The sequence below is a fragment of the Phaeobacter inhibens DSM 16374 genome, assembly GCF_000473105.1.
Lineage (GTDB): Bacteria > Pseudomonadota > Alphaproteobacteria > Rhodobacterales > Rhodobacteraceae > Phaeobacter > Phaeobacter inhibens.
In genome coordinates, this window is record NZ_KI421498.1 from 452,176 (window position 1) to 467,134 (window position 14,959).

At 57.0% G+C, this 14,959-nt stretch carries 13 protein-coding genes; 3 read left to right on the forward strand and 10 right to left on the reverse strand.

Going from position 1 to position 14,959, the window contains the following annotated elements; genetic code table 11:
• Position 1: 1 nt before the first annotated feature.
• From INHI_RS0105790 to INHI_RS0105800, 3 genes are all read right to left on the reverse strand, one after another.
• A complete protein-coding gene (locus INHI_RS0105790) occupies positions 2 to 1,753 on the reverse strand; it encodes an acetolactate synthase 3 large subunit (protein ID WP_014875023.1) in 1,752 nt (583 codons plus the stop codon).
• A gap of 464 nt (positions 1,754 to 2,217) precedes the next feature.
• Positions 2,218 to 2,862, reverse strand: a complete 645-nt coding sequence (locus INHI_RS0105795; RefSeq protein WP_027247042.1) for a response regulator transcription factor — start codon at positions 2,860 to 2,862, stop codon at positions 2,218 to 2,220.
• 75 nt (positions 2,863 to 2,937) lie between these two features.
• Entirely contained in the window at positions 2,938 to 4,371 is a 1,434-nt protein-coding gene (locus INHI_RS0105800; protein WP_027247043.1) for a cache domain-containing protein, read from the reverse strand.
• Between the two features lie 251 nt (positions 4,372 to 4,622).
• Between INHI_RS0105800 and INHI_RS0105805 the strand changes: the two genes are divergently transcribed.
• The 3 genes from INHI_RS0105805 to INHI_RS0105815 all read left to right on the forward strand — a co-directional run bounded on the left by INHI_RS0105805 (position 4,623) and on the right by INHI_RS0105815 (position 9,187).
• The gene (locus INHI_RS0105805) at positions 4,623 to 5,705 is read left to right on the forward strand and encodes a TRAP transporter substrate-binding protein (RefSeq protein ID WP_014875020.1); all 1,083 of its coding nucleotides are present in this window, start codon (positions 4,623 to 4,625) and stop codon (positions 5,703 to 5,705) included.
• 181 nt (positions 5,706 to 5,886) lie between these two features.
• On the forward strand, positions 5,887 to 6,813 hold the full coding sequence (locus INHI_RS0105810; RefSeq protein ID WP_014875019.1) for a TRAP transporter small permease subunit: 927 nt from the start codon (positions 5,887 to 5,889) through the stop codon (positions 6,811 to 6,813).
• A gap of 16 nt (positions 6,814 to 6,829) precedes the next feature.
• The gene (locus INHI_RS0105815; protein WP_014880354.1) at positions 6,830 to 9,187 is read left to right on the forward strand and encodes a TRAP transporter large permease; all 2,358 of its coding nucleotides are present in this window, start codon (positions 6,830 to 6,832) and stop codon (positions 9,185 to 9,187) included.
• Positions 9,188 to 9,336: 149 nt separating this feature from the next.
• On the opposite strand, the gene INHI_RS0105820 is transcribed toward INHI_RS0105815, so the two are convergent.
• From INHI_RS0105820 to INHI_RS21055, 7 genes are all read right to left on the reverse strand, one after another.
• Positions 9,337 to 9,720: a VOC family protein gene (locus tag INHI_RS0105820; protein WP_014875017.1), complete on the reverse strand. Its 384-nt coding sequence runs from the start codon at positions 9,718 to 9,720 to the stop codon at positions 9,337 to 9,339.
• Positions 9,721 to 9,724: 4 nt separating this feature from the next.
• The gene (locus INHI_RS0105825) at positions 9,725 to 10,546 is read right to left on the reverse strand and encodes an arginyltransferase (RefSeq protein ID WP_014875016.1); all 822 of its coding nucleotides are present in this window, start codon (positions 10,544 to 10,546) and stop codon (positions 9,725 to 9,727) included.
• 214 nt (positions 10,547 to 10,760) lie between these two features.
• Positions 10,761 to 11,192, reverse strand: coding sequence for an RDD family protein (locus INHI_RS0105830; protein WP_014875015.1), 432 nt, complete (start codon positions 11,190 to 11,192; stop codon positions 10,761 to 10,763).
• A gap of 125 nt (positions 11,193 to 11,317) precedes the next feature.
• Positions 11,318 to 11,788, reverse strand: a complete 471-nt coding sequence (locus tag INHI_RS0105835; protein ID WP_014875014.1) for a DUF2852 domain-containing protein — start codon at positions 11,786 to 11,788, stop codon at positions 11,318 to 11,320.
• A 595-nt stretch (positions 11,789 to 12,383) separates the two neighbouring features.
• The gene (locus INHI_RS20340; RefSeq protein WP_036766938.1) at positions 12,384 to 13,640 is read right to left on the reverse strand and encodes a three-Cys-motif partner protein TcmP; all 1,257 of its coding nucleotides are present in this window, start codon (positions 13,638 to 13,640) and stop codon (positions 12,384 to 12,386) included.
• Positions 13,641 to 13,708: 68 nt separating this feature from the next.
• The gene (locus INHI_RS0105850) at positions 13,709 to 14,485 is read right to left on the reverse strand and encodes a DUF5131 family protein (RefSeq protein WP_027247045.1); all 777 of its coding nucleotides are present in this window, start codon (positions 14,483 to 14,485) and stop codon (positions 13,709 to 13,711) included.
• 132 nt (positions 14,486 to 14,617) lie between these two features.
• A complete protein-coding gene (locus INHI_RS21055) occupies positions 14,618 to 14,839 on the reverse strand; it encodes a hypothetical protein (RefSeq protein WP_155805568.1) in 222 nt (73 codons plus the stop codon).
• Positions 14,840 to 14,959 lie beyond the last annotated feature (120 nt).

A 14,959-nucleotide genomic window follows, 5' to 3' on the forward strand; every position in this document is an offset into this window, starting at 1 on the left:
GTTAAACCAGCACCGCGCCGCCAGACTGGATGACGCCTTGGGTTTCGGCTTCGCCCAGCAGCATCTCGTTATGTGCCTTGCCCGAGGGGATCATCGGGAAGCAGTTTTCGTGCTTTTCCACCAGACAGTCAAAGATCACCGGCCCGTCGTAGTCGAGCATCTCCATGATTGCGTCGTCCAGGTCCTTGGGATCCTTGCAGATGATGCCCTTGGCCCCGAAAGCCTCGGCGAGTTTCACGAAATCGGGCAGCGCTTCGGACCAGGAATGGCTGTAGCGCTCGCCGTGCAGCAGTTCCTGCCACTGGCGCACCATGCCCAGGCGTTCATTGTTCAGGATGAACTGTTTCACCGGCAGGCGGTATTGCACGGCAGTGCCCATCTCCTGCATGTTCATCAACCAGGACGCTTCGCCCGCGACGTTGATCACCAGCGCGTCCGGGTGTGCCACCTGCACCCCAATAGAAGCTGGCGTGCCGTAGCCCATAGTGCCAAGACCACCGGAGGTCATCCAACGGTTGGGGTCCTCAAAGCCGAGGTATTGCGCCGCCCACATCTGATGCTGGCCTACTTCGGTGGTGATATAGCGATTGCGGTCCTTCGTCAGGGCCTCAAGCCGTTCGAGAGCGTATTGCGGTTTGATGGTGGTTTCAGAGCCGGTGTAGGCGAGGCAGCGGATATCGCGCCACTCAGTGATCTGTTCCTGCCATTTGGCAATGGCGGCGCTGTCCACCTTGCGGCCGCGGCTTTTCCAAACCTTCAGAACATCTTCAAGCACATGGCCGATGTCGCCGACAATCGGGATATCCACGCGGATCACCTTGTTGATCGACGAGGGATCGATATCAATATGCGCCTTGGTTGAATTCGGGCTGAAGGCATCAAGACGGCCGGTGATGCGGTCATCAAACCGCGCGCCGATATTGATCATCAGATCGCAATCATGCATCGCCATATTGGCCTCATACAACCCGTGCATGCCCAGCATCCCCAGCCAATTCTTGCCGGAGGCCGGATAGGCGCCGAGACCCATCAGGGTCGAGGTCACCGGAATGCCCGTCGCTTCGGCGAGTTCGCGCAGCAGCTGGCTGGCGCCGGGGCCGGAGTTGATGACGCCGCCGCCGGTGTAGAACACCGGGCGCTTGGCGGTTTCCATCGCGGCGACCAGCTCGGTGATGGCCTCCAGATCGCCCTTTACTGGCGGCTGGTAATGCGACGCGGCGGGTTTGGGACCCTGATAGGTGCCGGTGGCAAACTGCACATCCTTAGGGATGTCGATCAGTACAGGACCGGGGCGGCCGGCAGTGGCCACGTGAAAGGCCTCATGCAGGGTACCTGCCAGCTTCTCGGTGTCCTTCACCAGCCAGTTGTGTTTGGTACAGGGGCGGGTGATGCCCACGGTGTCTGCCTCCTGAAAGGCGTCGGAGCCGATCATGAAGGTCGGCACCTGGCCGGTCAGAACCACCAGCGGAATGGAGTCGAGCAAGGCGTCTGTGAGGCCGGTCACCGCATTGGTGGCACCGGGGCCAGAGGTTACCAGCACAACACCGGGCTTGCCGGTGGAGCGGGCATAACCCTCGGCGGCGTGCACCGCGCCCTGTTCGTGGCGCACCAGAATGTGCCGGATATCATTCTGCAAAAAGATCTCGTCATAAATCGGCAGAACAGCACCGCCGGGATAGCCAAAGACCGTGTCCACCCCCTGATCCTTCAGGGCCTGAACAACCATTTTTGCGCCGGTCATCTCACGTTTCATCTGCTTTAGCTCCAATTGGCGGCATCGTTCTGTTTCGCATAAAAAAAGCCCCCGATTTCTGGTCGGAGGCGCATGGGTTCGATTATGGTGTACCGTTACCGGCCCATGCGCGTGGTTCCTACGACTACGACTAGGATTTTCATCGTCTTGGCTCCTTTAGCGTTGAAGCGGACCTTAGGACCGGTGGCGGGGGGCGTCAACAGGGAAATGAACCGAAAACACCCCAGTTTGGGACATTTTATTGCGCGAATGTGCAGTGTGGCGACATTATTACGGTTTTGGGCGGTGTGAATCGTGCCATTTCGGTCCTGATTTCCCAATTCAGGGCAGGCCAGCCCCAGTGTTTTGATTGATGTCAGGCGTCTTTCGCCGACGATATGTCCGGCTGTGGACCTAAGTTTTCGATATTTCTGCTGCACTGCAGTGTTACGAGGAGCCTTTATGCGACATAACCGGCGGGCGGGTCAGAAACTGTGACCGGTGCCCTGCAACACACCATGTTCCAGCGCATAGCGTGTCAGCCCTGCAGTGGAAGAGATGCCAAGCTTGCGTTTGATGTTCTTGCGATGGGTTTCCACGGTGCGCACAGAAATATCCAGCACCAGCGCCACATCCTTATTGGATTTGCCCTGAGCCAGCTCCAGCAGGATGGTCTGCTCGCGCCCTGTGAGCGCCTCACGGTCAGGATCATCCTTGGGTTTCAGCGAGCCTTCGGCACCGGTGCAGAGATAGGTCTCGCCGCGCATCACGGTGTCGATGGCCTGACGGATCTCTTCGGTCGGGACATCTTTCAGCACATAACCCATGGCGCCATGGGCCAGCGCGCTGGAGATATATTCCGGACTGTCATGCATCGACAGAATAAGGATACGGGTGGCGGGGGATTGTTCCAGGATGATTTCTGTCGCGCTCAGCCCGCCCAGTTTCGGCATGTTCAGATCCATCAGGATCACATCCGGTTTCAGCGCGCGGGCCTCGGTCACGGCCTCTTCGCCATTGCTGGGAATGCCCACCACTTCGATGTCGTCATAGCTTTCGAGGATGGACTGAATGCCCTCGGCGACCATTGGGTGATCGTCTACGATCAGAACGCGAATGGTGTTTGGCATGATCGCCCCTCATGTGGCTTGCGCGGTTCCTGTTGCCCTATGCTGCGATGGCAGATCGGCAGGGCGCGGTTTGGCTCAGGACACCCGTTTGGAGGTCGCGTTTGCCGCGTCTCCGGGCGGCAGAAGATGGCTCAGCGGCAGCAGAACCTCAATCACCGTGCCACTTTGCATGCCCCGTGATGACAAAATCCTGAGGGTTCCGTCAAGCTGTTCGATCCGTTCCTGCATATTGCGCAGCCCGATACCCGGCCCACCGCGGTCCTGCACTGGTGGGAGGCCGCGGCCATTATCGGTGATCCGCATGGTAGCACCGCGGGCATGGCCACGCAGGTCCATACTGACCTCGGTGGCCTCGGCGTGGCGTTCGATATTGGTCAGCGCCTCCTGCGCAATACGGTAGAGCGCGATCTTGGCATCCGCGTCCAGACGGTTGCGGAACACCACGGTGCTGAACCGCGTTTCAATGCCGGTGCGGGTGGCAAAATCATCGGTCAGCGCCTTCAGCGCCGGTCCCAGACCCAGATCATCCAGCACACCGGGGCGCAGGTCGCGGCTGATGCGGCGGACCTCGGTGATGGCAGTACCCAGATGCGAAATCCCCTTGTTCAACGGGGCATCGACGTGGTCGAAGTCGCCGCGTGACAGTCGCCTGCGGGCATTGTCCAGAGCGTAGCGCACCCCGACCAGAAGCTGGCTGATCCCGTCGTGCAGTTCGCGCGCGACGCGGCCGCGCTCCTCTTCCTGGGCGTCAAAGACCCGTTGGGTCAGTTCTTTCAGCTTGGCATCGGCCAATCGGCGTTCGCGAATGTTCAGCACCATGCCGGAGGCAAAGACCAGACCCAGCGCAAAGAGCGTGATGCCGCCGATATAATAGAAGGTGCGGCGAATTCGGGTCTCCACCTCGGCGCGGGAGGCCGCGACAGAGGCCAGCACATCGTCAATAAACACCCCGGTTCCGATCGCCCACCGCCAGTCCTGTAGCCCTAGTACATAGGCCACCATCTGCGCCTCTTCGCCGGTAGAGGGCTTTTCCCACATGAAAGTGTGCCAGCCGGCCCCCTGACGGGCCAGGTGAATGAATTCATCCACCACGGGCGTGCCGCGACTGTCGGTCAGACCGCGCCAATTCTTGTTGATATATTCAGTTTGCCGTGGGCTAACCAGATTGGTGCCGTCGTAATCATAGACAAAGAAGAACCCGTCCCGGTCATAGATCATCGCGCTGAGGATCTGGGTTACTTTTTCTTTGGCCTCTTCGTCATCGGGCGCGGCCAGCCCGTAGATATGCGAGAACCCGTTGCGGGCCTGGGTCACATAATTGCGCAGTTCGGCCTTCTTGGCCTGCAACAGCTGCTGTTCCAGCGCCTTGATTTCCCGTTCGGCAAGCGCGCGGGACTGTATGGCGACCAGAACCGCAATGGCCGCCCCGGCGACAATCAGCGGCAAGGTGGCCAGCAGAGAGAGTTTCTGGGCGTAGTTCGGTCGCAGGAAATCGGGGATCAGACGCATGGTCGAATCGTTACGCAATCCGATTTGAGAATCAAAGCCCCCATTGGTGCGGTCACCGCACGAAAGTCCGACGCCTCCGCGCCGCAGTCACAGCCTGCCCGGATTTTGGCCAAAAAATTTGGCCAAATTGCGGTTTTCTACGCAGTAGTAGGTATTCACATGACGCAGGGTGCGGCTAGGCTTGCCCCACTCGACAAGACCCGCCTTGGGCGCAGACCCAAGGCAATCCAATTAAATGGGAGGAGAAACCTATGGATCGTCGTTCCTTTTTGAAGACATCCGCGCTGGGGGGCAGCGCCGCTGCAGCAACCACTCTGGCCGCACCAGCCTATGCACAGGGTAAGCGCACCCTGACCATGGTCACCACCTGGGGTCGTGGCCTCGCAGGCGTGCATGACTCGGCGCAGTATGTTGCCGATGCGATCACTGCCATGTCCGGTGGCGACCTGACCGTTGATGTGAAAGCCGCAGGCGAGCTGGTCGGCGCGTTCGAAGTGTTCGACGCCGTGACCGCAGGCCAGGCCGACATGTACCATGGTGCCGACTATTATTTCACCGGCCAGCACCCGGGCTATGCCTATTTTACCGCCGTGCCCTTTGGCATGACCCCGCAGGAACTGACCAACTGGTACTACCATGGTGACGGCCATGCGCTGCATGACGAACTGGGCCAGATTTTCGGCCTTAAGTCCTTCATCGGCGGCAACACTGGCCCACAGGCCGGCGGCTGGTACAACAAGGAAATCAAGGGCCCCGAAGATTTCAACGGCCTGAAATTCCGGATGCCGGGTCTGGGCGGCAAGGCTCTGGGTAAACTGGGCGCCTCCGTGCAGAACATCCCTGGTTCTGAAGTGTATCAGGCGCTGTCCTCCGGCGCGATTGACGGCACCGAGTGGATTGGCCCCTGGGCGGACGAGAAAGCCGGCTTCCAGGAAATCACCAAGACCTACTACACCGCTGGCTTCCACGAGCCGGGCGCGGCACTGTCGGTTGCCACCAACCGCGATGTGTTCGAAGGCCTGTCGCCTGCGCACCAGAAGGTCATTGAAATGGCGTCCGCCGCTGGCCACCAGTGGAGCCTGGCTCAGTTCATGAACAACAACGGTGCAGCGCTGCAGCGCCTGCAGTCCGGTGGCGTGAAGACCTTGGAATTCCCTGACAGCGTCTGGGATGCCTTCGGTTCCGCGACCAAGGAAACCCTGGACGAGTTCATGGGCGATGAGCTGTTCGCGAAAATCCGCGGCAGCGTCGAAGAGTCCATGAAGGCCTCCTCCGGCTGGATTACCAAATCCGAAGGTGCCTATCGCGTTCAGCGCGACCGCGTTCTGGGCTAACCCTCTTCGAGTGGTTTCAATCGGATCCTCCGCAGCGGCGGGGGATCCTTTCGCAATTGCAGCCGGCAGGGATGGTCGTGACCATCTATGCCCATCGGGTCCAATGATCCGTGCGCGCCTGATTTTATCCCAAAGATGACAATCAAAAGGCCTGCGCTGCACGCATTTATTCGAGGGAAAAATGCAGGACGAAAGTGGCGTTTCCTTTTTTGGAGCCTTACTGGGCGGCCTGATCTGGCTGGTCCAGAACATCGCGGGCGCCTTTTATAATTTCGGCTATGCCGTCGCCAACCCGCAGCTCTGGCTCGATTGGTCGGACAAGGCCTCCGTCATGCGGTTTGTCTACTATGGCGGGTCGGTTGAGTTCTTCTTTGTGGTGTTCACCGCGTTTCTGGTGCTGACGGCTGTCGGCATCTATCGCCATTCCATCATGTGGGGTGTCGTGCGCGGGCTGGAGGGCTTTGCCAACACGCTGGGTCGACTGTTTGCCTGGGCGGGCCTGCTGATGGTACTGCAGCAGATTGTGATCGTGTTCATGCAGCGGGTGTTTGCGCGCCCGGATATGAGCTTTGGTCTGGGGATCGCGTTGGAAAAAGACATCAGCTGGTTCGCCGAAGAACTGAAGCTTTACAATGCTTTGGTGGTCTGTCTTTGCGTGACCTACACGTTCGTACAGGGCGGTCATGTACGGGTGGATCTGATCTATTCCGGTATCAGCTTCCGCGCCAAACGCGTTGTGGACATGCTGGGATCGCTGATCTTCATGATGCCTGCCGCGGTGCTGACGTGGATGTATGGCTGGTTCTTCCTGTGGCGCCATCTGATCGTGCCAAAACCCTCTGCCTCTGACACTCTGGACCGGCTGGTGATGAAGTCACGTGCCCTGCGCTGGAACGTGGAAACCATCGGTTTCAGCCCCAACGGGTTCAACGGGTATTTCCTGTTCAAGATCCTGCTGGTGATCTTCGCCGGTATCGTCTTCCTGCATGCCATCGCGTTTTTCTACCGCTCGTTCCTTGAGTTCGTGGAAGGCCCCGGCAGTGAGAATAAACACCTCGACAAGGACAGCCTTGGTGAAGGTGAAGAAGCCTATGAAGGCGCGCATTAAATAAGGGACAGCCCCCATGCTATTCGGACTTGATGGCGTTGAAATCGGCCTGATCATTGTCTTCTTCTGCCTTTTTGGCGGTATTCTCTCCGGCTTTCCGGTGGCTTTTGCCATCGGCGGTGCCGGGGTCATCTCCTTTGGGATCATTGCGGCGCTGGACAGCGCCGGGATCCTTGTTCACCAGGCCATCGATACCTCGTCGCAGGTCTATCGGGATCTGGTGAATTCCGGCGTGAAGCCGGATTCTGTTTCGGTCTTCCGATACCCCGACCTGCCACGCGTCGCCGAGGCCGTCTTCCCACAAGGCTGGGAAGTTGCGATGGACCGCAACATCTCCTTCATTGTGAACCGGATGAACGAACGCGTTCTGGCGGGGGCGTCGATTGAGACCCTGCTGGCCGTGCTGATGTTTGTTCTGATGGGGATCACGCTGGAACGCTCCAAGATCGCCAATGATCTTCTGACCACCATGGCGCGCGTCTTTGGCCCGCTTCCCGGCGGTCTGGCGGTATCGATTGTGGTTGTAGGCGCGTTTTTGGCAGCCTCAACAGGGATCGTGGGTGCAACCGTTGTGACCATGGGCCTGCTGGCGCTGCCAACCATGTTGCGCAACAACTATTCGCCAGAGCTGGCGACAGGGGTGATTGCGGCCTCCGGGACACTCGGCCAGATTATTCCGCCGTCGATCGTGATCGTTCTGCTGGGCACACTGGCGGGGGATCTCTACTCCACCGCGCAGGAAGCCCGCGCGCAGGAGTTCGGTTGTTCTGACGCGCTGACCTATCTGGGGGAGCCTGCGGTTGTGTCGGTCGGCACCCTGTTTCAGGCGGCACTGTTGCCGGGCATCATGCTGGCATTGCTCTATGCCCTCTATGCCTTTGGCTATGCACTGCTGAATCCGGAAAAAGCCCCTGCGGTGGTTCTGGAAGGCGGCACCGGTGAGCCAATCACCCGTGGTGAAGGCCTGACCTGGTTCCTTGGTGTACCGGTCGCGCTGATTGCAGGTGCTATGTTGCTTGGCCAGGTGAACCTGATCGGCAGCCAGAACGTCAATGTTTCGGCCTTCTCCGATGCAGGTCAGACCGCAGCGCTGCGCACCAACGTTGGTGATCAGTGCAAGGCGGCGATGATTGACCTGCATGGTCAGGAGGCCTGGGACGCGGCGGTTACCGAACAGGACGCAATTGATGCGGCTGGCGGCGTGACCCAAGCAACCAAGCTGACAGAGGAAGAGCTGGAAGCTGCCAAGATCGCCAAGATTGACGCCGCAGCGCCAATCGGCACCGGTCTGACCGTGCTGATGGTTCTGATGGGGCTGGTTCTTGCTGTGGGGCGTGGCGTCTCGCCTTCGTCTGATCCCAAGCCGCTGATCCTTGGTGCGATTGGTGTTCTGCTGATCGCGTTGGTAGATGTTGTGGCAATTGCTCCGACCACCAGCCCGGGTATCACCGTTCTGCTGATCGCGCTGCCGACGCTTCTGGCCCTTTACGGGTGCAGGATCGCTGCGGGACGCAGTGCCAGAAACGATCTGATCCGGGTTGTATTCCCGCCGCTGATTCTGATCGTTGCGGTGCTGGGGTCCATTCTGGGCGGTATTACCAACCCGACGCCGGCTGCGGCGCTGGGGGCAGGTGGCGCCATTATGCTGGCGGCTTACCGCAAGCTTCAGGATCAGGGCAAATCCGGCAAGATCATCATCTGGGCAACCTTTGCGGTGGCCATCTGTATTCTGGTGGGCGTGAACTTTGACCTGCGTATCAACGGTCGGAGCGGCGTGTCGGCCGAAACGGTCATCGCCTTTGGCGTGGCCTACGGGGCCTATCTGTTTGCGCTGTTTGGTCTGCTTTATGGCTGCTGGGTGCTGTTCAAGGGCGGGGTTCTGACCCCGGTCGTGCGCGAGACGGCCAAGGTCACATCGATGGTGTTCACCATCCTGATCGGCTCGCAGCTGTTGAACCTTGTGGTGATCTCCTTTGGAGGGGAGCATTATATCCAACAGTTCCTGAAGAGCTTTGACAGCGAGTTGAAGGTCTTTTTGATCGTGATGGTGGTGCTGTTCATCCTAGGGTTCGTGTTGGACTTCCTTGAGATCATCTACATCGTGATCCCCATTGTGGGGCCGGTGATCTATGGCGGGTCTTTCGATCCGAAGTGGGTGACCATCATGGTGGCAGTGAACCTGCAGACGTCGTTCCTGACGCCTCCCTTCGGATTTGCGCTGTTCTATCTGCGTGGGGTGGCCCCAAAAGAGGTGACAACGGCGCATATCTACCGTGGGGTCCTGCCGTTTGTGCTGATCCAGGTGGTGGGTCTGGGAATCCTTTGGATGTTCCCGTCGATCGTGACCATCGTGCCGGCGCTGATGCCAAACTGATCTCGTCTCAATCGTCAGATCAAAGGGCCCTCCACGCGGAGGGCCCTTTCTTATGCCTGCAGGATGTTGTGGAGGGGCGCTGTCTCTCTGTGCCATGGGGGCAATCACCATGGCATATTTCAGACCAGAAGACGGGTGCGTGCACCTGCTCAGGTAAGCTGAAGTAGATCCCAGCGATTGCCGAATGGGTCGCGCCAAACAGCGACGCAGCCATAGGGTTCGTGGCGCGGCGCCTCCTCGAACTTGACACCTGCGGCCAGCATCGCGGCGTGATCGCGGGTGAAATCGTCGGTGCACAGGAACAATCCGACGCGCCCACCAAATTGATTGCCAATAATTGCCTGCTGCGCAGCGCTGTCTGCGCGTGCCAGAATGAGGCTGCCTTGGCTGGCACCGGGCGGCAGGATCCGCACCCAACGTTTGCGCCCCTGGTCAATGTCCTCGGCAAGTTGCCAGCCAAGCGTCCCGCAATAGAACGCAATCGCCTCGTCGTAGTCGGGGATCACAAGGGTGACGGCGTGGAGGGTCTGCACCGTGTTACCTGCTGTGGTTGCGCGAATCCGGCAGGTGGATATTGGCGACCTGTTCTGCGATCGGATCGGTCGACAGGGGATGCGCCGTGTCGTCGAAGGCGTCGGGGTCGGTCATCGGCTGCCAGGCACCGCGGTGATAGACCTCAAGTCCGGTGAACTTCGCCTTGTAGCCCATCTTGGCGCTGCCCGGGACCCAATAGCCGAGGTAAACATAAGGCAACCCGGCCTCACGCGCGATTTCGATATGATCTAGGATCATGAACGTGCCAAGTGAATTCTGTGGCAGATCGGGCTGGTAGAAGGAATAGACCATGCTCAGCCCATCCTCGAGCACATCGGTGAGCGATACGGCGGTCAGCGCATTGGTCTCGCGATGATTGTATTCCACCACCCGACTGCGGATCGGCGTTTCTTCGATCATGGCAGCGTATTCAAAGACATCCATATCGGCCATCCCGCCATCGGCATGGCGGCTGTCCAGATAGGTGCGGAACAGCGCGTATTGATCTTCCGTCGCCCAGGGAGAGGTGGCGCGCCGCTCCAGTTCGGAATTGCGTCGCAGAGTTCGTTTCTGACCACGGCTCGCTTTGAAGTCGGCAACATTGATCCGGGCCGACAGGCAGGCGGAGCAGTCCGAGCAGGACGGCCGATAGAGGACATTCTGGGAACGGCGAAAGCCCTGTTGTGATAGGCTGTTGTTAAGCTGTTCAACCCCGTCGCCCTGAAGTGCGGTGAACAGCTTACGCTCCATCCGATCTGCCAGATAGGGGCAGGGCTGCGGCGCAGTCACGTAGAACTGTGGGGCAATCGGCAGAGTATGGCGCATCAGGCGGGTGGGTGTCCGTTTGGTCTTGGCGCAAAAAGCCCCGTTGTCGCGCTGGTGCGCTGACAGAGCGGGGCACTCTGGCCACTAGGTTGGCTTCGATGATAGCAACGCCGCCGCCATGCGCCAAGAGGCCAGTTTCGATTAAGGTTTACAGATTTTGATTGTCTGTTTGGGTCCGCGTTTTGGGCCGTTGTCCTGTAGCTCAGCTTGCCGGTTATCTGCGCCGGTTCAGCATCACCGTGCCAAGCACCGCATCCGTCAGCCCCTGACCGCGCGCAGACATCAGCATCATCAGGATCGAGATAATCTGCAGCACCGGAAAGGCCATTGAGATCGAATATCCGGCGGTATGCAGCAACGCACCCTGACCATCAAGCTTGCGCCCTGAGAGGTCCCGCAACTCAATCCCTGCGATGAGCATCCCCCAGGTGGCGGAGCCTGCTGCGATGGTGACCGCGCGGTAGATGAAGCCGATGACCAGATAGAGCAGAGGCCAGATGAACAGCCCGGTAAAGGCGGTGAAAACCACCGCGACACTGGCCAGAAGCGTGATCAATACGCTGTCCATCAGCCAGGCGAACAGGCGTTTTGAGGCAACAAACTGGTAAAAATCGGCCTGATAGTCCGGGTCGGGCAGGGCGGTCATCAAAGCCTCCTTCTGGCTTTATCTCGGGATAGTTTTTGGGGGCTGTAGCCTGCGAGAGGCGGCGGCGGTTTGGGTGCGCATTTGCCCCGCCCCTGATGGGGCGAGGCGGGGGGGGGCGGCGGAGGTCAGTGACGCTTGCTGCGACGGGAGCCGCTGTCGTCGTCGTTCTCGTCGTCGATTTCGATAGCCTCATCGTCGTTCTGCAGCGCGCGCTCATGCATGAACTCATCGAATTCGGATTTGTCCTTCGCGGCGCGCAGGCGCTGCAGGAAGGCTTCGAAATCATGCTGCTCCTGTTCCAGGCGCTGCAATGTGTCGGCTTTGTAGGCGTCAAAGGCGCTATTGCCGGACGGGGTCATCGCCGACATACCATGGCGGGCCCAGGATTTACGGCGCGTGCTGCAGGATTTTGAGAACATACGTTTGCTCCAGATCATGTAAAACAAGAGGGCCAGGCCAACCGGCCAGAAAAACACGAAGCCAAGGACCATCGCTGCGATCCAGGCGCCTTTGCCCTTGCTGTCCAGCCAGGATTCGCTGCGGGAAAACCAGCCCTGTTCGGACGGCTGCGGGGCGGTTGAGGTATAACTCGTCATCGGGGTCTCCAGGTTAACGTTGCAAGGTGCGGCGTCTATGTAAATGCGCTTCACATTATGGAATATCGGAGTCCCCGGGCTTGGTTTCAAGGCTTGATGTAAATCTTTTTCACATACTGGGTGTGGCGTGGGGTTAAGTATTTGATTTTGATGATTAAATTTAGTTGTAGCTGTAGCTGTAGCGGGACACTTCCGTTTGCAAACTCGGACACTTCAAGTTGCAGCAATTTTTTTGAAGTTGGACAGCGTGCTAAATAGCGGTTTTAGCGGCGCACGAAGCTAACGCGACGTGGGAGCTGGACTTGGCGCGCAGCCTATGCTGCCAGACAGTAAACGCGTAGCGGATCACTACGAGCATACTGCCCACCGACAGTATCGCCCATCAGCGCAGAAAACAGGCGCTGCACAGTCACACGATCTGCCTACAGGAGGCACGCCACGCCAACCAATCTCGCCGTGCATGCCGCTCGCATTATAGAGCTTCGCTGCGCTCGCGAATTTACGCCGTAGGTCAGCTCACACATTGCGGAAGAAACGACGTTCAATTTTCGCTTCAAGCTAATGATCTAAAATTACAAGAAGGCCCCGATTTTTGTTAGAACTTGGTGAAAAGCGTTCTCTGGCTGGGTCGGATCAAAATGTCAGATACTTCAACCCTCGTGCTTGCTTTCTTTTTGCCTCCATCTTTCTTTCCGACTTCAATCTCACCGTCCGAAGAAAGTTTTTGAAGCACTTTGAAAATCATATCGTTTTGGGCAGCAGTAAGATTTCCGATCTGCGATAGCAACTGCTCCACAGTGAGGATGTCATCGGTCATGTTGTCCATGACTCGCTTTGGAAGCTCATTTTCAAGTTCGCCCAGCAGCGTAACCTCGTCCTCATCGCGGAAGGAAAATAGAGATTCTTTGCTTTCTATAAGTCGATGGTCGAAACCAAGTTCGAACAGACTCCCTCTGCCAATATGACGGAAATGGTTTTGCTTATCCCAATGCACGGAAAGCATTTTATCCCGAGCGGCTTGGTGTTTTGAAAGGTGCGCCAACAACATCCAGCGCTTGTCAGTTTTTGAGTACATCATAAAGGGAGTGAAAAAATGTGCTCCGCTATTTTTGCGAAGGTTTTCCATTACCGTTCTCTGAGCCGTTGCTCGACCGAATTTCTCATCGTCCTTAAGCGTTTGCCAGGTAGAGACGAACTCCTCCGAAATGCCAAACTGTCTCAGCCCCTCCAGGCCGCTTCCATCCGTCCGCAAATAGTTTAACAACGCATCGATCGAAAAGGTGAGAATGGCCTCTGGTTTATCCAAGTTGGAAAAAATCTGTTGAAGGCAAGTTACTGGGACGTCAACGTATCCCCATTGATCCAGGACAAAGAAGCTTCGCCCTTGTCTTTGACGTTTTTTTATGTCCGCAATTATTCGTGGGAGTAACACTTCAAACTCTCCCGTTTGCAACACAATGGTGTCACCAACCTGCTCCGAAAATTCACTCTTGGACAGTTCATGGCGTAGAGCCGCCATGTGCAAAGCATTTGCATCACTAAAATAGAAGTGCGCTACAATTTCCAGCGGCTTGTGCCGCTCGGCATTGATTCGAGTTTTTGCTCTTTCTACCGCGTTCAATAGCGCAAAGGGGCTGCCATACCTTGTTTCATGACCCCTTTGATAAAGCCCTCCGCCACAGAAGCCATCAACAATAGTTATTCTGAGTGTTTCCATGCGGCGATTGGCAGTCACCGTATCAAAATAGACATCCAAATACTGCTCAATAACTTCAAGTTTTCTCTCTGTATGAGCTTCGATGCCAGGTAGCGGTTCGCCAACTTTCCATTTGAAATTATTTTCTTTAGACACGCGTCACCATTTGGTCAATGATATTTCCTCTTTGGAGGTCGAAAAGTAGAAGGCAAAATTAATAAATTTTAAGGTTGAACTTGAGGTGGCATTTCATCCCAAGTTCGCCCTCGATAGTCGCGGCCATTCAGTTTTTTTGATCGCTTTTTGTTGTCTTTACCCCAAGTGCCCCACTGTTTGAAGAAAAAGGCCGTTTCATACAGTCGGCAAGCATGATGGATATCATCGATCCAAACTTCTTTAATGGGTCGCGCGTCTTTGCCACTCTCCCCACCTACGATTGCCCAATCAATCCCAGTCAGATCAATATCCCCGACACAGGCAATCAGCGGTTCAAACGAAATGAAGCGGATTGATGCTGGAACCGCTCTGAGCTCATCAATTCTATGAACAACAGCTTGTCCTTCGACGCTTGTTCCGAGCCAAACATTTTCTAACGGCATCGGACAAATCCGTGACAATATGTCGGCCATTCTATCAGGGCGTTTGGTGAGAATTTGATAGTGGTGATGCGGTGTGGAGTGCATCACTTCCCACACCTTGGCCACAAATGCTTCCGACACATTTGGGTGGAAGAGATCACTCATGGAGTTTACAAATATCTTCCGCGGCTTGCGCCACTTCTTGGGGATGTCGAGAGATTTATGGTCTTCGTGGACGACGCCGTTCCAAATGGTCCGCTTGCCAGACTTCCTCGTAAGGCCTTTGTATTTGTCCACTCCCATTGCCTCGAGCCGCTTTGCCATACTCATGGCGTAACAGTTCGTACATCCAGCAGACATGATCGAGCAGCCCGCAACCGGGTTCCATGTCGCATCGGTCCATTCAATTTGAGTGTCGGCCATTTGATCAATGAGTTCTTTTGTCAGAAGTTCTGTTCCTGTCTAAGCGATAGGGAACATTGGGGCAACAAAATTGGTTAGATTCTCATTTAGTCAGAATCAATGTGGGATCTAGAACCTGCATTGCTGCTGACATCATTGGTCGGTCTGTCCCATGAATTTCCGGTGATCGGTTCGCGATGGCAGTAATACGGTCACTTCCTGCCGTTCGGTGTAGGTGGCCTTTGTCCGATATGGGCTGTGGCTGCCTTTACCATGGGCCATGATTTCTGAAGAAAAAGGGCTTTTGTCATCCATCACAAGCGCACCCTCGGCCCTTACGACAGGCTTTGCTGCGGCTGATACAAGAGTTTCCACAGGCTTTCCCCTTGCGGCATGTCTTACAGCAGGCGGCATTCCAGATCGTTGCCTCAGTGTCGATGCCAAGCGCACGAAGGCGCTCCCAAGTTGCCGCTGTGTAGGCTGCTGGGTTGGTAC

Excerpts from the sequence above, each read along its gene's own strand:
- INHI_RS0105830 (WP_014875015.1), bottom strand. The coding sequence starts at position 11,192 with ATGACCGCCCTGCCCGACCCGGACTATCAGGCCGATTTTTACCAGTTT.
- INHI_RS0105805 (WP_014875020.1), top strand. The coding sequence starts at position 4,623 with ATGGATCGTCGTTCCTTTTTGAAGACATCCGCGCTGGGGGGCAGCGCC.
- INHI_RS0105810 (WP_014875019.1), top strand. The coding sequence starts at position 5,887 with ATGCAGGACGAAAGTGGCGTTTCCTTTTTTGGAGCCTTACTGGGCGGC.
- INHI_RS0105825 (WP_014875016.1), bottom strand. The coding sequence starts at position 10,546 with ATGCGCCATACTCTGCCGATTGCCCCACAGTTCTACGTGACTGCGCCG.
- INHI_RS0105850 (WP_027247045.1), bottom strand. The coding sequence starts at position 14,485 with ATGGCCGACACTCAAATTGAATGGACCGATGCGACATGGAACCCGGTT.
- INHI_RS0105790 (WP_014875023.1), bottom strand. The coding sequence starts at position 1,753 with ATGAAACGTGAGATGACCGGCGCAAAAATGGTTGTTCAGGCCCTGAAG.
- INHI_RS0105815 (WP_014880354.1), top strand. The coding sequence starts at position 6,830 with ATGCTATTCGGACTTGATGGCGTTGAAATCGGCCTGATCATTGTCTTC.
- INHI_RS0105800 (WP_027247043.1), bottom strand. The coding sequence starts at position 4,371 with ATGCGTCTGATCCCCGATTTCCTGCGACCGAACTACGCCCAGAAACTC.
- INHI_RS0105795 (WP_027247042.1), bottom strand. The coding sequence starts at position 2,862 with ATGCCAAACACCATTCGCGTTCTGATCGTAGACGATCACCCAATGGTC.
- INHI_RS0105835 (WP_014875014.1), bottom strand. The coding sequence starts at position 11,788 with ATGACGAGTTATACCTCAACCGCCCCGCAGCCGTCCGAACAGGGCTGG.